The 19,082-nt window shown below is 64.1% G+C and carries 19 protein-coding genes; 14 read left to right on the top strand and 5 right to left on the bottom strand.

Annotated elements, in window-relative coordinates:
- The first annotated feature begins 6 nt into the window (after positions 1 to 6).
- Genes ACM42_RS17395 through ACM42_RS17375 form a run of 5 tightly spaced genes read left to right on the top strand, consistent with a single transcriptional unit; the run spans position 7 to position 4,147 of the window.
- Positions 7 to 885, top strand: a complete 879-nt coding sequence (locus ACM42_RS17395) for an amidohydrolase family protein (RefSeq protein WP_271529272.1) — start codon at positions 7 to 9, stop codon at positions 883 to 885.
- A gap of 51 nt (positions 886 to 936) precedes the next feature.
- Positions 937 to 1,650, top strand: a complete 714-nt coding sequence (locus ACM42_RS17390; RefSeq protein ID WP_008552603.1) for a PIG-L deacetylase family protein — start codon at positions 937 to 939, stop codon at positions 1,648 to 1,650.
- A complete protein-coding gene (locus ACM42_RS17385) occupies positions 1,647 to 2,330 on the top strand; it encodes a 4-carboxy-4-hydroxy-2-oxoadipate aldolase/oxaloacetate decarboxylase (protein WP_271529102.1) in 684 nt (227 codons plus the stop codon). The genes ACM42_RS17390 and ACM42_RS17385 overlap by 4 nt, the downstream gene beginning before the upstream one ends.
- Before the next feature lie 24 nt (positions 2,331 to 2,354).
- The gene (locus ACM42_RS17380) at positions 2,355 to 3,224 is read left to right on the top strand and encodes an ABC transporter substrate-binding protein (protein ID WP_271529101.1); all 870 of its coding nucleotides are present in this window, start codon (positions 2,355 to 2,357) and stop codon (positions 3,222 to 3,224) included.
- Positions 3,224 to 4,147 (top strand): DUF1932 domain-containing protein, encoded by a 924-nt coding sequence (locus tag ACM42_RS17375; RefSeq protein ID WP_271529100.1) that lies wholly within the window; start codon positions 3,224 to 3,226, stop codon positions 4,145 to 4,147. Before ACM42_RS17380 ends, ACM42_RS17375 begins: the two co-directional genes overlap by 1 nt.
- On the opposite strand, the gene ACM42_RS17370 is transcribed toward ACM42_RS17375, so the two are convergent.
- Positions 4,148 to 4,453, bottom strand: a complete 306-nt coding sequence (locus tag ACM42_RS17370; protein WP_271529099.1) for a hypothetical protein — start codon at positions 4,451 to 4,453, stop codon at positions 4,148 to 4,150.
- A 233-nt stretch (positions 4,454 to 4,686) separates the two neighbouring features.
- Positions 4,687 to 5,943 (bottom strand): amidohydrolase family protein, encoded by a 1,257-nt coding sequence (locus tag ACM42_RS17365; RefSeq protein WP_271529098.1) that lies wholly within the window; start codon positions 5,941 to 5,943, stop codon positions 4,687 to 4,689.
- Between the two features lie 148 nt (positions 5,944 to 6,091).
- Here ACM42_RS17365 and ACM42_RS17360 point away from each other — a divergent pair, with 148 nt between their 5' ends.
- Positions 6,092 to 6,505 carry a nuclear transport factor 2 family protein gene (locus ACM42_RS17360; RefSeq protein ID WP_271529097.1) on the top strand — a complete coding sequence of 138 codons (414 nt, stop codon included), beginning with the start codon at positions 6,092 to 6,094 and terminating at the stop codon, positions 6,503 to 6,505.
- On the opposite strand, the gene ACM42_RS17355 is transcribed toward ACM42_RS17360, so the two are convergent.
- Positions 6,502 to 7,260 carry a GntR family transcriptional regulator gene (locus ACM42_RS17355; protein ID WP_271529096.1) on the bottom strand — a complete coding sequence of 253 codons (759 nt, stop codon included), beginning with the start codon at positions 7,258 to 7,260 and terminating at the stop codon, positions 6,502 to 6,504. The genes ACM42_RS17360 and ACM42_RS17355 overlap by 4 nt on opposite strands.
- A gap of 190 nt (positions 7,261 to 7,450) precedes the next feature.
- On the opposite strand from ACM42_RS17355, the gene ACM42_RS17350 reads away from it, so the two are divergent.
- The 5 genes from ACM42_RS17350 (at position 7,451) to ACM42_RS17330 (ending at position 12,646) form a co-directional block, all read left to right on the top strand.
- A complete protein-coding gene (locus ACM42_RS17350; RefSeq protein WP_271529095.1) occupies positions 7,451 to 8,308 on the top strand; it encodes an ABC transporter ATP-binding protein in 858 nt (285 codons plus the stop codon).
- On the top strand, positions 8,308 to 9,084 hold the full coding sequence (locus ACM42_RS17345; protein WP_271529094.1) for an ABC transporter permease: 777 nt from the start codon (positions 8,308 to 8,310) through the stop codon (positions 9,082 to 9,084). Before ACM42_RS17350 ends, ACM42_RS17345 begins: the two co-directional genes overlap by 1 nt.
- 40 nt (positions 9,085 to 9,124) lie before the next feature.
- Positions 9,125 to 10,150, top strand: coding sequence for an ABC transporter substrate-binding protein (locus ACM42_RS17340; protein WP_271529093.1), 1,026 nt, complete (start codon positions 9,125 to 9,127; stop codon positions 10,148 to 10,150).
- A 16-nt stretch (positions 10,151 to 10,166) separates the two neighbouring features.
- Positions 10,167 to 11,600 carry an amidohydrolase family protein gene (locus ACM42_RS17335; RefSeq protein ID WP_271529092.1) on the top strand — a complete coding sequence of 478 codons (1,434 nt, stop codon included), beginning with the start codon at positions 10,167 to 10,169 and terminating at the stop codon, positions 11,598 to 11,600.
- 137 nt (positions 11,601 to 11,737) lie between these two features.
- A complete protein-coding gene (locus ACM42_RS17330; protein WP_271529091.1) occupies positions 11,738 to 12,646 on the top strand; it encodes an amino acid ABC transporter substrate-binding protein in 909 nt (302 codons plus the stop codon).
- Positions 12,647 to 12,869: 223 nt separating this feature from the next.
- Here the strand turns inward: ACM42_RS17330 and ACM42_RS17325 are convergent, their stop codons facing one another.
- Positions 12,870 to 14,081, bottom strand: coding sequence for an acyl-CoA dehydrogenase family protein (locus tag ACM42_RS17325; protein WP_271529090.1), 1,212 nt, complete (start codon positions 14,079 to 14,081; stop codon positions 12,870 to 12,872).
- 55 nt (positions 14,082 to 14,136) lie between these two features.
- Positions 14,137 to 15,762, bottom strand: a complete 1,626-nt coding sequence (locus ACM42_RS17320; RefSeq protein WP_271529271.1) for a long-chain fatty acid--CoA ligase — start codon at positions 15,760 to 15,762, stop codon at positions 14,137 to 14,139.
- 179 nt (positions 15,763 to 15,941) lie between these two features.
- Here ACM42_RS17320 and ACM42_RS17315 point away from each other — a divergent pair, with 179 nt between their 5' ends.
- From ACM42_RS17315 to ACM42_RS17305, 3 genes are all read left to right on the top strand, one after another.
- Complete coding sequence (locus ACM42_RS17315; protein ID WP_271529089.1) at positions 15,942 to 17,795, top strand: flavin-containing monooxygenase; 1,854 nt, start codon at positions 15,942 to 15,944, stop codon at positions 17,793 to 17,795.
- A 36-nt stretch (positions 17,796 to 17,831) separates the two neighbouring features.
- Positions 17,832 to 18,650, top strand: coding sequence for a lytic murein transglycosylase (locus ACM42_RS17310; protein WP_271529088.1), 819 nt, complete (start codon positions 17,832 to 17,834; stop codon positions 18,648 to 18,650).
- A gap of 201 nt (positions 18,651 to 18,851) precedes the next feature.
- Positions 18,852 to 19,073: a hypothetical protein gene (locus ACM42_RS17305; RefSeq protein ID WP_007592399.1), complete on the top strand. Its 222-nt coding sequence runs from the start codon at positions 18,852 to 18,854 to the stop codon at positions 19,071 to 19,073.
- Positions 19,074 to 19,082: the final 9 nt, after the last annotated feature.

The raw sequence follows: 19,082 nt of genomic DNA, 5'->3' as shown, positions 1-19,082 counted from the left end.
ACGACGATGATGTACACGCCAACCATTCCGCCGCCCGATCCAAACACGCGCACGCCGAAGTTCAAGCTGCCGAAGCTGTCTTGCGATGCGCATTGTCACATCTTCGGGCCCGGCGCGAAATATCCTTACGCGCCGGATCGCTCCTACACGCCGCCTGACGCGCCGCTGGAGGATTTTCGCGCGCTGCACGCCAAGCTCGGCGTCGAGCGCGCCGTCATCGTCAATGCCAGCGTGCACGGCACCGACAACACGGTGGCGCTCGATGCCATCGCGCAGAGCAGCGGCGCCTACCGTGCCGTCGCCAATATCGACGACACCATCACCGAACGCGGGCTCCGCGTGCTGCATGACGGCGGCTTCCGCGGCTGCCGCTTCAATTTCGTTCGCCATCTCGGCGGCGTGCCCGACAGACATGTGTTCGACCGCATCGTCGCGATGGTCACGCCGCTCGGCTGGCACATCGATCTGCACTTCGATGCGATCGACCTTCCGGAATACGCCGACATGCTGACAAAGCTGCCGCTGAGCTACACCATCGACCATATGGGGCGGGTGAAGGCTGCCGACGGGCTAGATCAGCTGCCGTTCAGGATCCTGATCGAGCTGATGCAGCGCGATGAGAAGTGCTGGGTCAAGATCTGCGGCTCGGAGCGGGTGTCCTCGGCCGGTCCGCCGTTCACGGATGCGGTGCCGTTCGCGCGAAAGATCGTCGAGACCGCGCCGGATCGCGTTATCTGGGGCACGGACTGGCCGCATCCCAACGTCAAGGTGATGCCGAATGATGGCGACCTCGTCGACCTGATTCCGCTGTTCGCACCCGAGCCCGAGTTCCAGAAGAAGATCCTGGTCGACAATCCCGCGCGCCTGTTTGGCTTCGACCAATGAAAGGGCTCCGATCAATATGATGCCTACAAACGAAAGAAGGGAGTTCGTCCCATGAAAACAGGTCTCGTGATCACCGCCCATCCCGGCGATTTCGTCTGGCGCGCCGGCGGCGCCATCGCGCTGCATGCGAAGAAGGGCTATCGCATGAAGATCGTCTGCCTGTCGTTCGGCGAGCGCGGCGAGAGCCAGTTCGCCTGGAAGGAGAAAGGCGCGACGCTTGAATCGGTCAAGGCCGGCCGCAAGGACGAGGCGGAGCGGGCCGCAAAGCTGTTGGGTGCCGAGATCGAGTTCTTCGACTGCGGTGATTATCCGCTCAAGCTCACCGAGGCGCATTTCGACCGCATGGTCGACATCTACCGCGAGCTCAATCCGAGCTTCGTGCTGACGCACGCGCTGGAAGATCCCTATAATTTCGACCATCCGAACGCGGCGCATTTCGCGCAGGAGACGCGCGTGGTCGCGCAGGCGATGGGCCACAAGCCCGGCGCGCAGTACAAATATTCCGCGCCGCCGGTGTTCCTGTTCGAGCCGCACCAGCCGGAGCAGTGCAACTACAAGCCGGACCTCCTCCTCAAGATCGACGAGGTCTGGAAGGAGAAGTACGAGGCGTTCCAGATCCTTGCCGCGCAGAAGCATCTATGGGGCTATTACGAGCGCGTCGCGCTCAACCGCGGCATCCAGGGCAGCCGCAACACCGGCGTGCCCATGACCTATGGCGAGGCCTATCAGCGCTTATTTCCGACCGTCGCCGAGGAATTGGCATGAAGCCAGTCGTCGTTTGCAACATCAAGCGCGCCGATCCCGCCGGGATGGCAGAATACGGTGTCTCAACCGTGCACGAGGCCTATGGCCGCATCGGCCTGATGAAGCCTTACTTGCGTCCGGTCTGGGCGGGCGCGTCGATCGCCGGACCGGCGGTGACGGTGCTGGCGCAGCCCGGCGACAACTGGATGATCCATGTCGCGGTCGAGCAATGCAGGAAGGGCGACATCCTCGTCGTCGGCTGCACCACCGACAACACCGACGGCATGTTCGGCGAGCTGCTTGCGACGTCGCTGCAGGCGCGGGGCGTCCAGGGATTGATCATCGACGCCGGCTGTCGCGACGTCAAAGCGCTGCACGAGATGCGCTTTCCAGTGTGGTCGCGCGCGGTATCGGCCAAGGGCACGGTGAAGGCCACGCTCGGCTCGGTCAACGTTCCCGTGGTCTGCGCCGGCGTCAATGTCGATCCCGGCGACATCGTCGTGGCCGATGACGACGGCGTGGTGGTGGTGCCGAAGCGCTATGCGGCCGAGGTCGCCGAGAGAGCGAAGAAGCGCAACGCGGAGGAGGGCGGCAAGCGCAAGCGGCTTGCCTCCGGCGAGCTCGGTCTCGACATGTACAGCATGCGCGAGGCGCTGACGAAGGCCGGACTGGTGTATGTCGACAATCCCGAGGACGTCTGAAGCGACGGAAAGCGGAGCGGGCGGATGGATCGTCTCAAGCTGAAAGCCGTTCTCGGCAGCCACCCTCATGTCCAGGCGGTGAAGAGCGGCGAGCTCCGCTCTGATCTGTTCGATTTGGACTTCATCACGTATACGCCGACCAACACGGCATTCAAACCGATGGTGCGCGAGCAGGCCTTCGACGTCTGCGAGATGGCGATCGTCACCTACCTGATGGCGAAAGCGCACGGCAAGCCGCTGGTATTGCTGCCGGCGACCATGCTCGGGCGCTTCCAGCATGCCTACGCGCTCTACAATCCTGAAAGGGGGACGCTCGGGCCGACCGATCTCGAAGGCAAGCGTGTCGGTATCCGCTCCTTCACGACCACGACGGGCGCCTGGATCAGGGGTATCCTCGCCAACGACTACGGCGTCGATCTCGACAGGGTCCACTGGGTGACCTTCGAGGATCCGCACGTGGCCGAATATGTCGACACCACCGAGCACGCGCCGAAGGACAAGAACATTCTCCAGATGCTGATCGACGGCGAGCTCGATGCCGTGCTCGGCGAGACTTCTGACAACCCCAAGCTGAAGCCGCTATTCCCTGATCCCGCCGCCGAGGCCGCCAAATGGTACGCCCGTCGCGGCGTCGTACCGGTCAACCATCTCGTGGTCGTGACCGAGCAGCTTGCCAAATCGCGTCCTGACGTGGTCGCGGGCGTCTATGATCTGCTCAAGCGGAGCAAGGAGCGGGCAGGGCCTGCGGCAACGCCGGACCTCGTTCCGTTCGGGATCGAAGCAAACAGGAAGCCGCTCGAGCTGATCATCGACTACGCATTCCAGCAGGCGCTGATCCCGCGCCGCTATGCGGTCGAAGAACTGTTCGACGAGACGACACGAGGATTGAACTGATGGCAGGTGATCCCAGGCGCTGGCAGATCGGGCTGGTCGGGTATGGCGAGGTCGGGCGGATTCTGGCCGAGGACTTGCGTCAGCAGGACATCAGGGTCTCCGCCTATGACATCAAGCTCGGTGGCGAGCAGGGTGCGCCGCTGAAGGAGCATGCGGCAAAATTCGGCGTGGTGCTCGCAGGGTCTCACGCCGAGCTGACCGCGAAATCCGATCTCATCATCTCCGCCGTCACCGCAAGCCAGGCCGTTCCGGTCGCAAAGGCCTGTGCCGCGGCGATCAATCAGGGCACCTGGTTCCTCGATTTCAACTCGGCTTCTCCGGGTGCCAAGCAGCGCGCCGCCGCCCTGATCGACGGCGCTGCCGGGCGCTATGTCGAGGGCGCGGTGATGACCTCGGTGCCGCCCTATCGCATCAAGGTGCTGCTGCTGCTCGGCGGGCCCGGTGCGAGGGAGCTGGAGCCGCTGTTGAACGCGATTGGTTTTGCCGCGAAGGTTGCGAGCGACAAGCTCGGCGTTTCCTCTGCGGTGAAGATGTGCCGCAGCATCATGATCAAGGGCCTGGAAGCGATGGTGATCGAAAGCTTCACCACCGCGCGCGCCTATGGTGTCGAGGACGCGGTGCTGGCCTCGCTCGCGGAAACGTTCCCTGGCATCGACTGGGAGAAACAGGGCGCCTATTGCTTCCAGCGCGTGATCGAGCACGGCCGTCGCCGCGCCGAGGAGGTGCGTGAGGTCGCCGAAACCGTGCGCGAGGCGGGTTTGACGCCATGGTCCGCGCAAGGCACTGCCGAACGGCAGGCCTGGGTGGCCGATCTCGCCGATGAAGGGCTGTTCGGCGCCAGGGGCACGAAAGAGTTCGCCCGCAGCGCGGATTGGCGGACTGAGGCGGACCGAATCCTCGCGAAGATCAACCGCACCAAGTAATCAGCTCAGGACCGCGCGGCTTTCCTGAAAGCGCACGACCTGATCGCGGGCGCGTTCAATCAGGTCGATCAGATTTCTGGATTTGCGGACCAGCTGTTCCGTGGCCGGCTGCGTGCGGAACTCCGCCAGCACGGCGCGAACGCACTTTGTGGCGGCGTCGAGCGTCCAGAGCGTGCGGTTCATGTCGTCCTGCGTCTGGATCGCCGAGATATCGAGACCCGAAAGAACGTGGCCGATGCCGTCGAGCCGCTTCACCGCCGTGTCGGTGGGCGTTTCACAATCGATGCTGCTGAATGAGCTGAACATACCGATACTTCCCCACTGAACGCAGATGGTCAGGGCGGATCGTAGTTATGGTCGGCGTCGCCGGCCTCGCAACGCGTTCGGCTACGGTCCGGGATTCTACCGGTCTCGGGCGGGCTCGGTCCGGCGGTAAAATAAAACTCCATGGCCAGGCAGGTGTCCGGACGTCGTGATGACCGACTCGGAACGCCCGCGTGCAGCATCGCGCGATGTTCGGGATATGAGCAGAACCGCTCTCAGCTCCTGCGAGTGAACAGGGTAGGCCGTTGCCGTGCAAATGTCTGTCGGCCGCCTTTGAAGCCCATCAGGACATCGGGCAACTCGGCGACAGCGAAGCGGCTGTCTTGCGTATCGAGCACGATGAGGTCGGCGGGATTGCCGACCTTGATGCCGTAATCGCCAAGGTTCATCAGCCGGGCCGGCAGCTCGGTCACCAGATCGAGGCAGGTGTCGAAATCGCTCACCGAGGCGTGTGCGACATTGGCGTAGAAATTCGCCATCCGCAGCAGCGAGGCGTCGCCGAACGGCGTGAAGGGATTGAGGACGTTGTTGGTCGCGACCGAGCACACGACGCCGTCGCCCGCAAGCTTGTGGGCGAGCGTCAGTCCGCGCGGCGCGTTGTGGGTGGCCTCGCGCCCCATCAGATAGAGATCGGTCGCGGGCAGCACGGTGACGGCAACGCCGGCCTTCGCCAGCTGCGCGGTGGCAGCTTTCAGCGGCTCCGGCGGCAAAGCCGACAGCTTCGTAGCGTGGCCGATCGCCACGCGTCCCCCGTAGTTGCGCCGCTCGGTCTGGCGGCAGACCTCGTCGAGATGCCACCAGGAGGGGTCGAGGTCGAAATCGAGATGGAGATCGACGTCGACGTCGAATTCCTCAGCGAGATCGAAGATGCGCGCGAGATGCGCGTTCGGGTCGGTGTCCATGTAGGGACAGCCGCCGATGGCCTCGCCGCCGTTGCGCAGCGCCTGGATCAGCAGTTCCTCGGCTCCGGGATCGTTGGTCAGGCCCTCCTGCGGAAAGACACAGAGTTCGAGATCGACCGCCCAGGCGTAGTCGCGCTTGAGCGATTTGATCGCCTCAAATCCGCGCAAGCCGATGCGCGGGTCAATCTCGACATGCGTGCGCATGCGCGTGGTGCCGTGCACGATGGCGCGTTCGAGCACTCTTGCGCCGCGCGCGTAGACGTCCTCGACGGTGAAATCCTTCTTCATCCCGGCGACGGCGCGGATCGCTTCCGAGACGCTGCCGTGATCGTGCCCGCAGCGGCCGAGCAGGCAGGCCTTGTCGAGATGGATGTGGGTATCGACAAAGCCGGGCAGGGCGAGGTGGCCGCCGACCTCGACCTCGACGGCCTCGCAGCCAAGCCCTTCGCAGGTCAGCTTCGGCTCGATCGCGGCGATGCGGCCGCCGTTCACGCCGATATCGACGGGTGCGGCGGATGAGCGCAACAGCGCGTTGCGGAAGATCAGGTCGAAGGCGGGCTCGGCGGTCATGGCGTCAAATTCAGCTTTGGCAAGCTAGCCGAAGCTGGCGGAGCAGGCAGCTCCAGATTGTGTGCACTTATGCCGCTCGAATGTTCAAAAAATGTGCATGCACTTTGGCCCATGGATCGTAAGATATCTCCCGCTTGGAGAACCCGCCATGTCCGCCCCCGCACAAGCCGAACGTCCGATGACCGACGCCGAGATCGTCGAAGCCTATCTTACGGCGTCGATGATTCCCGATCCCGATGCCGCGGCGGCCTATATGAAGCCGGGCACGGTGATCACGTTTACCGGCGGGCGCGAGTTCGATCATCCGCGCGGGCCGACCGGCTTCAACGCCAGGCGCTATCGCTGGGTGAAGAAGATGGACCGCTTCGATGTCTGCCCCGGTACGGACGAGACCGTCGTCTACAGCGTCGGCACGCTCTACGGCGAGTGGATGGATGGCACGCCATTCGAGGGCAATCGCTACGTCGATCGCTTCGTCGTCCGGGGTGGTCAGATCGTGAAGATGGACGTGTGGAACGACAGCGCCGAGCGCATCCTCGTTCAGCGCGGCATCGAGGCTTAGCCCCTCCGCGCGATTTTCGGCAGCTTGACGACGCGATCGCTGGTCACCTCGTCGGCATAGGGGGCGAGGATATCGAGCAGATCCCGGCCGCGCTGGGGGGTAGGGGCCACCAGCGCGCGATTGGCCACGGAATCCAGGTGATGATGCATCAGCTCCATCACCTTGGCCTCGTCGCCCTTGGCGAGCGCGGCGATGATGGCGCGGTGCTCGTTGATAGCACATTCGCTGGAATGCGGCCGGCTGTAGAGCGACAGCGTCAGGCAGCAGCGATAGGCGACCTCGCTGACATAGCGCACCAGGATCGGACTGTTCGTCATGTGCGCGAGCAGGATGTGGAATTCGGTGGCGAGCCGGATCGAGACCGCATCCGTGCCGCCGCGCGCGCGATCCTCGGCGTCGACATGGGCGTTTAACTCGGCGATCTGCGCCTTGGTCAGCTTGCCCGCGAGCTGGCGCACGACGAGCCGTTCGAGCTCGATGCGGATGTCGAAGGCATCGCGCGCCTCCTGCCAGCTCGGCGTTGCCACCACCGCGATCCGGTTGCGGCGCAGCTCGACGAGGCCTTCCGCTGCGAGCTGGCCCAGCGCATGGCGGGCAATGGTGCGGCTGACGCCGAAACGCTCGCCGAGTGCATCCTCCGGCAGCTTTGCGCCGGGCTCCAGCGCCTGCTCGATGATCGCGCGCCTGAGCGCGCGGCAGATCACGCTGACCTTGTCCGACGATTCAGAAGTCTTGCTGCTGTGGCGCGCCGCCATCGGCGAATCCTTGGGGTGGGTCGAAGCCTCTCTTTAGCACAGTCCTGCAGCGATCCGGCGCTCCAATTGCATGCAGTTTGATGCCGAGATTGCTTAAATGGAATCCGGCCGGGCACCGCGGACATTTGGCAAATCATTGAATTTGCGGGGACCGCAGACTGGCACCCAGCTTGCATGCACTTTTGCTGTGATGCGCATGCAACCCAACGCCCAGTTCGACGGCCAGCCCGTTCCCGAAGGCGCCACGGCCATCGAGCTGTCCGAGGCTTCCGTGACCTTTGGGCGCGGCGACCGCGCCGTGCCCGCCCTGTCCAAGACCACGCTGAAGATCGCCGACGGCGAGTTTGTCGCACTGGTGGGCCCATCAGGATGCGGCAAATCGACCATTCTGCGTCTCGTCAGCGGCCTCGTGCAGCCGACCAGCGGCGTCGTCATCGTGGGCGGCCGCGAAGTCGCGGCGCGCGCGATGCGGGTCGGCATGGCCTTCCAGAATCCGACCATGCTGCCGTGGATGACGATCGAGCGGAACATCATGCTGCCGCTGAAGATCGTCGAGCCGTTCCGCTCGAATTTCCGGAAGCTGCGCAGGACGGAATTCCGCGACAAGGCCAACGCGCTGCTGGAGCAGGTCGGCCTCAAGGGCTTTGGCAGCCGTTACCCCTGGCAGCTCTCCGGCGGCATGCTCCAGCGCGCCAATCTCTGCCGCGCCCTGATCCACGAGCCGCGCATGCTGCTGCTGGATGAGCCGTTCGGCGCGCTCGACCAGTTCACCCGCGAAGAGCTGTGGGCGATCCTGCAGAACCTCTGGATGACGCACAAGCCGACTGTGCTGCTGGTCACCCACGATCTGCGCGAGGCCGGCTTTCTCGCCAGTCGCATCTGCGTGATGAGCGCGCGTCCCGGCCGCATCCTCGACGACAGCCGCGTCGAATTTGCCCGGCCGCGCACGGTCGCCATGACCTTCGAGCCGGAATTCGTCGCGCTGAACCAGAAGCTGCGGACCTTCATCGAGGATGCGCGCAGCGCGGCTGAGCAGGGGACAGGCTGATGTTCGGGATCGATGTCAGGCAGAAGGCGTGGTCGGCGGGGCTGATCGTGTTGTTCTTCGTCGCCTGGGAGCTGTTCTGCCTGATGACCGGCATGTCGGATCTCGTGCTGCCGCGGCCTTCGCAGGTGTTCTTGACGTTGTACCAGCGCTTTCCGGTGCTTTGGCCGCACATCGTGCAGACGCTGGCGACCACGATGTTCGGCTTCGTCCTCGGTGTCGCGCTCGGCGTCGCCCTCGGCGCCATCATCGGCGTGTCGAAGACGGCCTATGACACCTGCTATCCGCTCTTGATCGGCTTCTCCTCGATCCCCAAGGTCGCGGTGGTGCCGATCTTCGTGCTGTGGTTCGGCTCCGGCACGGTGCCGGCGGTGCTGACCGCGCTGTCGATCTGCTTCTTCCCGATCGTCGTGAATATCGCCACGGGCCTTGCGACCACCGAGCCCGAACTCGAGGACGTCTTGAAGGCGCTCGGCGCCAGCAAGCTCGACATCCTCTGGAACGTCGGCCTGCCCAGGACCATGCCCTTCTTCTTTGCCTCGCTGAAGGTCGCGATCTCCTACGCTTTCGTCGGCGCGGTGCTGTCGGAGACCGTCGCCTCCAACCGCGGCATCGGCAACGTCATGATGACCGCGTCCTCCAATTTCAACGTGCCGCTGGTCTTCGCCGGCCTGTTCGTGCTCGCCGGGCTCGGCGTCGCACTCTACGTCGTGTTCTCGCTGATCGAGGGGCGGGTCACCGGCTGGGCCACGCGCAAGAACGACGTGATCGCAACCTGAAATTCCTGAACCGTCATGCAATGAAGCTGAGGAGGTCTCGATGTTGAGGAAGTTAAGTGCGGCGCTGGTGGGATTGGCGCTGTCCGCAGGAGCCGCCACGGCGGAAGAAACCACGATCAAGTTCACGCTGGGCTGGAAGACCCAGGGCAGCGACGCCGCGTTCTTCTATGCCAAGGACAACGGCTTCTTCAAGGAGGAAGGCCTCAACGTCATCATCGACCAGGGCGAGGGCTCCGGCGCCACCGTCACGCGTGTGATGTCCGGCGCCTATGACGCCGGCTTCGGCGACGTCAATGCCATCATCCAGAACGCCTCGACCAAGCCGCAGGAGGCGCCCGTCATGGTCTACATGATGTGGAACCAGCCGCCGTTCGCGATCGTCGCCAAGAAGACCAGCGGCATCAACACCATCAAGGATTTCGAAGGCCACACGCTGGGCGGCGCGCAGGGCACGCCGACGACGCGCCTCCTGCCGGTGTTCACCCGCAAGAACGGTCTCGACGGCGAGAAGATCAAGATCTCCAACATGGCGCCGAACCTGCAGGAGCCGATGCTGATCAAGGGCGACATCGATGCTGCGCTCGTCTTCAACATCACCAGCTATTTCAACCTGGTGCTCAATCGTCAGGATCCGGACAAGGATTTCAAATGGTTCTCGTTCGGTGAGTACGGCCTCGATCTCTATTCGAATGGTGTGATGGTCTCCCGCAAGCTGATCGCCTCGAACCCGAAGGCCGTCGCGGGCCTGGTTCGCGCCATCAACAAGGGTGCGATCGCGGTTGCCAAGGACCAGAATGCCGGCATGAAGGCGGCGATGAACTATGACAACCTCATCAACGCCGATGTCGAGAAGCGCCGGCTGCAATATTCCTTCGAGAAGCTGATCGTCTCGCCGGAGATGAAGGAGATAGGCATCGGCGACATCAAGGATGACCGCATGGCACGCGCCATCGGCATCGTGGTCGAGGGCTATCAGCTCGCCCGTGCGCCGACGCCGGCGGAGGTGTTCTCGCGCGAATTCCTGCCGCCCCGCGCGGAGCGGGAGCTGATGTATACGGCCAACTGATCCTGGAGCGACGGCCATGGCCACGGAGATTTCGGCAAGCTGCCTGTTTCGTGGCCTTGAACTCGGTGTCAGCGACAACGTCGTGCTGCGGCACGATGGCGGCGTCATCACCGAAATCGCGGAAGGAGCGGGTCCGGGACCTCGCTCCTTCGTCATCCCGGCCTTCGTCAACGCCCATGACCACGCCCGTGCCACCGCATCGTCCTTCGGCGCGGTCGGCATGCCCCTGGAAAGCTGGATCCTGCGCACCGCGCTGGGCACGCCTGTTGATCCCTATCTGACCGCGGCCTCCGCATTGGCGCGTTCCGCCAGGGCCGGCTGCGCGGCGATGATGGTCCACTACACGCGTCCGAGCGGGACGATGCCCCTGGTCGACGAGGCGAAAGCCATCGCGAAGGCTGCGTCAGACGTCGGCATCCGCATCGCGTTTGCGATGGCCGTGCGTGACCAGAATCCGATCGTCTACGGTGATGCCGAGCCGGTGCTCTCGGGTCTCTCCGGCCATGATCGCAAGACCGTCGAGGAGCTGTTCGTCCGCGCGCCGATGTCGCCAAAGGCGTACATTGAACTTACGGACGCCATTGCCGCGGCCATCGCCGGTCCGATGGTGGACGTGCAGCTCGGGCCTGCCGGCGTCCAATGGTGCTCGAAGCCGCTGCTGGAAGCGGTGGCGGAGAATTCGGCGCGGACCGGTCGCCGGATCCACATGCATCTGCTGGAGACCGTGTACCAGCGCGCCTGGGCCGATCAGAATTTTCCGGACATGGTGCGCTGGCTACGCGACATTGGCTTCCTCTCAGAGCGGCTGACGCTGGCGCACTGTATCCACGCCCGCGCGGATGAGCTGGAGATGATCGCGGCCTCCGGTACGCGCATCGTCACCAATTTCAGCTCGAACATGCATCTGCGTTCGGGGCTCGCTCCGATTGCCGCCGCGCACAAATGCGGCTGCGCCATCGCTGTCGGCGTCGACGGGCTGGCGCTGGACGAGGACGACGACATCCTGCGAGAAATGAGGCTAGTGCAGATGGCCCATGGCGGCCTCGGCTTCAAGCAGACGTGGACGCCGGCCGAGATGTTTTCGCTGGCCATCCGCAATGGGCGTCGCGCCACCGGCGCGCCCGGGAGCGGCGAGCTCGATACCGGAAGCCCGGCCGACTACGTCGTGATCGATCTCGAGCGGCTCGACCGCGACCGGATCATGCCGGTCGACCCCATGGCGCTGCTGTTCGCGCGCGGCAATGCGTCCCTGGTGAAGGAGGTCGTCGTCGCCGGCAAGACGATCGTGAGGGACGGAGTCTGTTCCGGCGTTGACCTGCCGGCCATCGAGCGGGAGTTGCGGGCGCTGTATCGGACCGGCGTGGGCAAGCTCGTGAACTTCCAGCGGATCTGGCCACCGCTGTCGGACCGCTTGAGCGGCTGGTTCGAACAGCAGCTGACATGTCAGTGAAGCGCCTCCCGTTCGGGCCATATCGAAAAGCGCGATAGCTGGTAGTCGCTGTCCCGTCTGGTGGACGCTGCATGTGTCGGTTATGACCTCCGCGATCTCGTCTCGACCCCGGTCGACGACCCATCCAGGAGCAGCCGATGCGTCTACCCACCCTTATCCTGGCCCTGACATGTCTTGCGGGCGCAGCGTCAGCCGAAGACCTCACGGGCACGCTCCAGAAGGTCAAGGAGAGCAAGAAGATCACGCTGGGCTACCAGGAGGCCTCGGTCCCCTTCAGTTATCTGGACGGCAACCAGAAGCCGGTCGGCTTTGCCATGGACATCTGTTTCAAGATCGTCGAGGCCGTGAAGAAGCAGCTCGGCATGCCCGACATCGCCGTCGACACTCTCGCCGTGACCTCGTCGAACCGGATCCCCTTGATGGTCAACGGCACGCTCGATCTGCATTGCTCGGCGACCACCAACAATGCCGACCGCCAGAAGCAGGTCGCCTTCACCAACACGCATTTCCTGAGCGCGACGCGGTTCGCGGCCAAGAAGGCCGCTAAGATCAACACCATCGACGATCTTAAGGGCAAGGCGGTCACGGCGGTGGCGGGATCGGTCAACCTGGCGCAGCTTGCCAAGGTCAACACCGAGCGCAATCTCGGTATCAATCTGATGCCGGCCAAGGACCAGGCCGAGGCCTTCCTGTTGCTGGAGACCGACCGCGCCCAGGCCTACGCGCTCGACGACGTGCAGCTCGCCGTCGCCATCGCGCGGTCGAAGGAGCCGCAAGCTTACATGATCAGCGAGGAGGCGTTCTCGAAGCCGGAGCCGTATGGCATCATGCTGCGGCGGGAGGACGCGCCATTCAAGGCGCTTGCCGACCGCGCAACAGCGGAGCTCTATGCAAGCCCGGAGATCGAGGTGCTCTACAAGAAGTGGCTGCAATCGCCGACCCCGCCGAACGGCCTCAATTACAACGTCCCGATGTCTCCGGCCTTGCGCAACGCCTTCAAGAAGCCGAGCTCGAGTGCCGACCCTGATGTGTATGTGGTGAATTGAGGCTGAGACGCTGCGCATTATTGCGCCCTCTCCCCTTGTGGGAGAGGGCAACTGCGCTCGTAGACAAAAGCTAACTCGGGTGAGGGGTATGTCTCCGCGCGCGAAACTCTAAATTCGTGCGTGCGGATGGATACCCCTCATCCGGCGCTTCGCGCCACCTTCTCCCACAAGGGGAGAAGGAAGAAAGTCGCCGCCGCCGGTTAGCGAAACAGACAATGCCCAGCTACGCGTTCGAATATTTCTTCAGCTCGAACCGTGCGATCTGGTTGCGGTGAACCTCATCCGGCCCATCGGCAAGCCGCAGCAGGCGGGCGGTGGCGTAGGCCTGGGTCAAGCCGAAATCATTTGAGGTGCCGCCGCCGCCGTGCGCCTGGATCGCCCAGTCGATGATCTGGCAGGCCATGTTGGGCACGGCGACCTTGATCATGGCGATTTCGGCTTTCGCCACCTTGTTGCCGACCGTGTCCATCGCGTAGGCGGCATTGAGCGTCAGCAGCCGGGCCTGCTCGATCATGATGCGGGCTTCCGCGATGCGCTCCTGCGTCACCGTCTGCTCCGAGACCGGCTTGCCGAAGGCGACCCGGCTGCGCACGCGGCGGCACATCTTCTCCAGCGTGCGTTCGGCCAGGCCGATCAGGCGCATGCAGTGATGGATGCGGCCGGGCCCGAGGCGGCCCTGTGCGATCTCGAAACCGCGGCCCTCGCCGAGCAGCATGTTTTCCCTGGGCACGCGCACATTGGTGAACACCACTTCGGAGGCGCGGTCGGGCACGCCGTAGAAGCCGAACACGGGCAGGGGACGTTTCACCTCGATGCCGGGCGTGTCCATCGGCACCAGGATCATGGATTGCTGCTTGTGGCGGTCAGGATTGTCGGGATCGGTCTTGCCCATGAAGATGCAGATCTTGCAGCGCGGGTCGGTCGCATTCGTCGTGTACCATTTGCGGCCGTTGATGACGTAATGGTCGCCGTCGCGCACGATCGAGCTCTCGATGTTGGTCGCATCCGACGAGGCGACCGCGGGCTCGGTCATGGCGAAGCAGGAGCGGATCTCGCCTGCAAGCAGCGGCTTCAGCCAACGCTCCTTGTCCTTCTCGGTGCCGTAGCGCTCCAGCACCTCCATGTTGCCGGTGTCGGGCGCCGAGCAGTTGAACACCTCGGGCGCGAGGTGCGAGCGCCCCATCACCTCGCAGAGCGGGGCATATTCGAGATTGGAAAGACCCGCGCCGTGGCCGGACTCCGGCAGGAACAGATTCCAGAGCCCCTCGGCGCGCGCCAGCGGCTTCAGCTCCTCGACGACGGGATAGACCTTCCACGGCCCGAGCTCCTCGGCCTCGCGATAGAAGCGCTCCTCGTTCGGATAGATGTGCCGGTCCATGAAGCTTTCGAGCTTGCGCTTGAGTTCGACGACTTTGGGCGACATCGGGTAGAGCATCTTTCGTCTCCTGGATCGAGGGGCGGCGCGGACTTCCGCGCGGTGATGCGTCGCGTCACGCGACGCGGTACTCCCTGAACTTCTCGCGCAGAGCCGACTTCAGCACCTTGCCGGTGCCGGTCATCGGGAATTCGTCCAGGAATTCCACCGCGTCCGGCATCCACCAGCTCGCGATCCTTGGACGCATATGGTCGAGCAGCGTCTTGCCGTCGACGGTCGCGCCCTTCTTGCGGACGACGAGGAGCAGGGGGCGCTCCTGCCATTTCTCGTGCGCGATCGCGACGACGGCAGCTTGCAGCACGTCGGGGTGAGACAAGGCAATGTCCTCGAGCTGGATCGACGAGATCCACTCGCCGCCGGACTTGATCACGTCCTTGGAGCGGTCGGTCAACGTGACGTGACCCTGCGGGTCGATCACCGCCATGTCGCCGGTGATCAGCCAGCCGTCGCGATCGAGGCCTTCCTCCAGCTTCATGTAGCCGGAAGCGACCCAGGGGCCACGGGCGCGCAGATGACCGACGGTCTTGCCGTCGCGCGGCAGCTCGTTGCCGGCATCGTCGACGATGCGCAAGGCGGTGCCGAAACAGGCCCGGCCCGAGACCTGGCGTCGGTCGAATTTCTCCGTCTCGCTGAGGTGCTCCGAGCCGGGCCGCAAGCCCGGCATCGAGCAGCCCAAAGCCTCGGTCATGCCCCAGGCCTGGATATAGTCGATGCCATATTCGCGCTTCAGCTTCTCGACCATCGCCCGCGGAGGCGCCGAGCCGGACGACAACGTTGCGCGCAGCGTGGAGAATTTGTTGCCGGTGCGGCCGAGCCAGTCGAGCAGGATCAGCCAGAAGCTGGGCACGCCCGCCGAGAGCGTGACCTTCTCGCCCTCGAGCAATTCATAGAGCTTGTCGGGCTCGTAGTTGCGGCCGGGCAGCACCAGCTTCGAGCCGGTATAGGGAGCCGTGAACGGCATGTTCCAGCCATTGCCGTGGAAGAGGGGCGCCATCGGCATCATCACCTCGCGCACGCCCTCGACATGGCCCGGCAGGAAGTCGAAATTGCAGCAGGTCATCGTCTGCAGGATCGCGGCGCGGTGCGAGTAGATCACGCCCTTGGGATTACCCGTCGTGCCCGACGTGTAGCAGATGGTCGAGGCGGACTTCTCGTCGAACTCCGGCCAGGCGAAGCCGGCCTCGTTCTCCTTCTCCAGAAGCTCTTCGTAACAATGGACGTTCGCGAGCTTCGTCTCGGGCATGCGCTCGCGCGAGGACATCACGACATAGGCCTCGATCGTCTTGAGCTGCGGCGCGATCGCCTCGACGAGCGGCAGCGTGGCACGGTCGATGAACAGCAGGCGGTCTTCGGCATGATTGATGATGTAGACGAGCTGTTCGGGAAACAGCCGCGGGTTGACGGTGTGGAGGACGTAGCCCATGCCCGGCGCCGCGTAGAACATCTCGAAATGGCGATGGGTATTCCAGGCCAGCGTGCCGACGCGGTCGCCGGGATTCATGCCGAGCCGCTTGAGCGCAAGCGCCATGCGCTTGATGCGTGGATGCGCGTCCGCATAGGTGTAGCGATGGATGTCGCCTTCGATCTCGCGTGCGACGATCTCCGCTTCGCCGTGATAGTCGGCTGCGTACTGGATCAGGCCGCTGATCAGAAGCGGCATGTCCATCATCAATCCCTGCATGGTCTCCTCCAGATCGCCGCGTCGTTGCATGGCGCAGGCTTGTGATTTTGCGCGCGAGGTTAGCGGAACGCCACGCGGCGTTCACGCAAAAAACAGCGAGCATGATTGCATGCGGCACTTTTTCAGAGCTAACGTGAGGTGAGCTGCCGGCGAAGCAGCGTTCGCGGTGGAGGAGATGAATGTCAGCGGAAAGACACAAGACCGGTACAACCGGCGCATCTACGGTCGATGTTTCCGCGCTCCGTGTCCGCTACCGCGACGAGCGTGACCGTCGTCTGCGCGCCGAGGGCAAGGCGCAGTATGTCGAGGTCACGGGCGAATTCGGCCGCTATCTCGACGACCCCTGGGCCGATCCCGGATTTGCGCGCGCCGCCGTCAGCGAAGCGACCGAAGTGCTCATCGTCGGTGGCGGCTTCGGCGGTCTGTTGTGTGGTGCGCGGTTGCGCGACGCCGGCATCGAGGATTTTCGTATCGTGGAAAAGGCCGCCGACTTCGGCGGCACCTGGTACTGGAATCGTTATCCCGGCGCCGCCTGCGATACCGAGAGCTACATCTATCTGCCGCTCCTGGAACAGACCGGCTACATGCCGGTGCGCAAATACGCGCGGGCGCCCGAGATCTATGAGCATTCGCGCCGCATCGGCCGTCATTTCGGGCTCTACGAGCGCGCGCTGTTTCAGACCGTCATCTCGCGGATGACATGGCAGGAGCAGGAGGCGCGCTGGCTGGTCGAGACCGATCGGGGCGATCGCATCCGCGCGCGCTTCGTCATTTTGGCCGGGGGGCCGCTGAGCCGCCCAAAGCTGCCGGGCATTCCCGGCATCGAGACGTTCAAAGGCCACAGCTTTCATACCAGCCGCTGGGACTACGGCTACACCGGTGGCAATGCGGACGGTGGCCTGACCGGTCTCGCCGACAAGCGCGTCGGCATCATCGGCACTGGCGCCACCGCGGTGCAATGTGTGCCGCATCTCGGCCGTTCGGCGAAGGAGCTCTATGTGTTCCAGCGCACGCCGTCTGCGATCGGCATTCGCGACGACCGTCCGACGGATCAGGCCTGGGCGCAGAGCCTCAAGCCAGGCTGGCAGCGCGAGCGCATGGACAATTTTACGGCCGTGATTTCAGGCGAGCCGTTCGAACAGGATCTGGTGCAGGACGGCTGGACCGGCCTGCTCGGCGAGATCCTGCTGGCGCCGCGTCGTCAGCCCCAGCCGGTAACCTCGATGGACGAGGCGCTGAAGGTGATCGAGCAGGCCGATTACCGCAAGATGGAGGAGATCCGCGCCCGCGTCGACGCGGTGGTCGAGGACGAGACGACCGCGGCTGCGCTCAAGCCCTGGTACAAGGCATTCTGCAAGCGGCCGTGCTTCCACGACGAATATCTCGATACCTTCAATCGCCCCAACGTGCATCTCGTCGACACCAAAGGGCAGGGCGTCGAGCGCATCACGGAGAATGCCGTCGTCGTCGACGGCAAGGCCTACGAGCTCGACTGCCTGATCTATGCCAGCGGCTTTGAGGTCGGCACCGATTACGCGCGCCGCATGGGCTTCGAGGTGTATGGCCGCGACGGCATGAGCCTGTCCGAGCGGTGGCGCGACGGCGTCAAGACGCTGCACGGCTTCTACAGCCGCGGTTTCCCGAACTGCTTCCTGATCGTCACGGTGCAGGCCGGACAGAGCGCCAATTTTCCGCACATTATCGACGAGCAATCGCAGCACATCGCCTATGTCATCAAGGAGGCCCGAGACCGTAAGGCGCGCACCCTGGAGCCGACGCTTGCCGCCGAGAACGCCTGGGTCGACGAGGTCGTCAGGGCCGCACTCGGCCGGCAGACCTATCTCGCCGAATGCACGCCGGGCTACTACAACAACGAAGGCGTGTTCGATCCGATCGCGGCAAGAAACAGCCAATATTGGCGCGGGCCGATGGCATTCCTGCGGCTGCTCGATAAATGGCGCAAGGAGGGCGATATGGAAGGCCTCGAATTGTCCTATGATCCGGCCATGGAGTCGGCGCGTTCCACCGGTTAAGATGGTGCCGCCGAGCGGTACAGGACGGAGATTGGTATGATCAGGGGCAGGGCTGTTGCGGGAGCGGTTTTTGGCGCAATGACGCTGCTCGGTTGCCTGGCCTCCTCGGCCGAGGCTGCGCAATGCGGCAGCTCGCCGGCGGGTTTCGAGGCCTGGAAACGCGAATTCAGCGCGGAGGCGCAGGGCAAGGGCGTCGGCCCAACCGCACTCTCGGCCCTGATGCAGACGAACTATGCCAGCGCCACGATCGCGGCCGACCGCGGCCAGCGCAGCTTTTCGCTGACGCTCGATCAGTTCCTCGCCAAGCGCGGCGCCACCACCATCGTTGCCAAGGGACGGCAGCTCAAGCAGTCGCATGCCGCCTTGTTCGCCTCGATCGAGCAGCGCTATGGCGTCCCGCCCGGACCCTTGATCGCGATCTGGGGCATGGAGACAGGCTTCGGCAGCCAGCGCGGCAATCAGAATATGCTGTCGTCGATCGCGACCCTTGCCTATGACTGCCGCCGGCCCGAATTCTTCACCGACCAGCTCTATGCTGCCTTGAAGCTGATCGACCGCGGTACGCTGTCGGGATCAACCCGCGGCTCCATGCATGGCGAGGTCGGTCAGACCCAGTTCATGCCCAAGAGCATTCTGGCCTACGGCACCGGCAACCTCGAAGTTGCCGCCAATGCGCTGAGCTCGACCGCGAATTTCCTCAAGGCCCATGGCTGGCGCGCGGGAGCCGGGTACCAGCCCGGCGAGCCGAATTTTGCCGCGATCGAGGCATGGAATGCTGCAGGCGTCTATCAGAAGGCAATCGCGCTGATGGGCCGGCAGATCGACGAGGGCGGAGGCGCCGCGGCCTCGCGCTAAAGCATGATCCGGAGGAGTGTGCAGCGGTTTTCCGAAAAGATCATGCTTAAACAACAGCCTAGAACGCGATGACAATCTCGTCTCGTTTTGGGCTGCTCAGCAAGGAGTGATGCGCCGGCGCGAGAAAGTTGTTGCCAACTGGAACTGACGGCATGACGTTTGCTTTGATCGAGTTCAGGGCTGGGCATGAGGAGACTCAACATGGCTACCCAGATCGTGATGGACCAAACTGGCGACACGCGCCACGAGTTTGATCCTGGCAATGCCGAAGCGCTGGCGCGAGCCGAACGGCGCTTTCGGGAGCTGACCGGAGCCGGCTTCACCGCCGCTCTTCGAACCGGGCCCGGCGAAGTTACCCGGATCCGATCGTTCGACCCGACCGCGCAGGAAACGCTGTTCTATCCCCGCCTGGTCGGCGGTTGATCTGAGCTG

The sequence above is a fragment of the Bradyrhizobium sp. CCBAU 25338 genome (assembly GCF_028128965.1).
GTDB classification, from domain to species: Bacteria; Pseudomonadota; Alphaproteobacteria; order Rhizobiales; family Xanthobacteraceae; genus Bradyrhizobium; species Bradyrhizobium liaoningense.
The sequence above is the reverse complement of the archived record's forward strand: the minus strand, read 5'-3'. Positions and strand labels throughout refer to the sequence as shown.

Excerpts from the sequence above, each read along its gene's own strand:
- ACM42_RS17325 (WP_271529090.1), bottom strand. The coding sequence starts at position 14,081 with ATGCTCTACCCGATGTCGCCCAAAGTCGTCGAACTCAAGCGCAAGCTC.
- ACM42_RS17355 (WP_271529096.1), bottom strand. The coding sequence starts at position 7,260 with ATGGCGGCGCGCCACAGCAGCAAGACTTCTGAATCGTCGGACAAGGTC.
- ACM42_RS17330 (WP_271529091.1), top strand. The coding sequence starts at position 11,738 with ATGCGTCTACCCACCCTTATCCTGGCCCTGACATGTCTTGCGGGCGCA.
- ACM42_RS17310 (WP_271529088.1), top strand. The coding sequence starts at position 17,832 with ATGATCAGGGGCAGGGCTGTTGCGGGAGCGGTTTTTGGCGCAATGACG.
- ACM42_RS17305 (WP_007592399.1), top strand. The coding sequence starts at position 18,852 with ATGGCTACCCAGATCGTGATGGACCAAACTGGCGACACGCGCCACGAG.
- ACM42_RS17375 (WP_271529100.1), top strand. The coding sequence starts at position 3,224 with ATGGCAGGTGATCCCAGGCGCTGGCAGATCGGGCTGGTCGGGTATGGC.
- ACM42_RS17370 (WP_271529099.1), bottom strand. The coding sequence starts at position 4,453 with ATGTTCAGCTCATTCAGCAGCATCGATTGTGAAACGCCCACCGACACG.
- ACM42_RS17350 (WP_271529095.1), top strand. The coding sequence starts at position 7,451 with ATGCGCATGCAACCCAACGCCCAGTTCGACGGCCAGCCCGTTCCCGAA.
- ACM42_RS17380 (WP_271529101.1), top strand. The coding sequence starts at position 2,355 with ATGGATCGTCTCAAGCTGAAAGCCGTTCTCGGCAGCCACCCTCATGTC.
- ACM42_RS17335 (WP_271529092.1), top strand. The coding sequence starts at position 10,167 with ATGGCCACGGAGATTTCGGCAAGCTGCCTGTTTCGTGGCCTTGAACTC.
- ACM42_RS17345 (WP_271529094.1), top strand. The coding sequence starts at position 8,308 with ATGTTCGGGATCGATGTCAGGCAGAAGGCGTGGTCGGCGGGGCTGATC.
- ACM42_RS17360 (WP_271529097.1), top strand. The coding sequence starts at position 6,092 with ATGTCCGCCCCCGCACAAGCCGAACGTCCGATGACCGACGCCGAGATC.
- ACM42_RS17320 (WP_271529271.1), bottom strand. The coding sequence starts at position 15,762 with ATGCAGGGATTGATGATGGACATGCCGCTTCTGATCAGCGGCCTGATC.
- ACM42_RS17385 (WP_271529102.1), top strand. The coding sequence starts at position 1,647 with ATGAAGCCAGTCGTCGTTTGCAACATCAAGCGCGCCGATCCCGCCGGG.
- ACM42_RS17390 (WP_008552603.1), top strand. The coding sequence starts at position 937 with ATGAAAACAGGTCTCGTGATCACCGCCCATCCCGGCGATTTCGTCTGG.
- ACM42_RS17340 (WP_271529093.1), top strand. The coding sequence starts at position 9,125 with ATGTTGAGGAAGTTAAGTGCGGCGCTGGTGGGATTGGCGCTGTCCGCA.
- ACM42_RS17315 (WP_271529089.1), top strand. The coding sequence starts at position 15,942 with ATGTCAGCGGAAAGACACAAGACCGGTACAACCGGCGCATCTACGGTC.
- ACM42_RS17395 (WP_271529272.1), top strand. The coding sequence starts at position 7 with ATGATGTACACGCCAACCATTCCGCCGCCCGATCCAAACACGCGCACG.
- ACM42_RS17365 (WP_271529098.1), bottom strand. The coding sequence starts at position 5,943 with ATGACCGCCGAGCCCGCCTTCGACCTGATCTTCCGCAACGCGCTGTTG.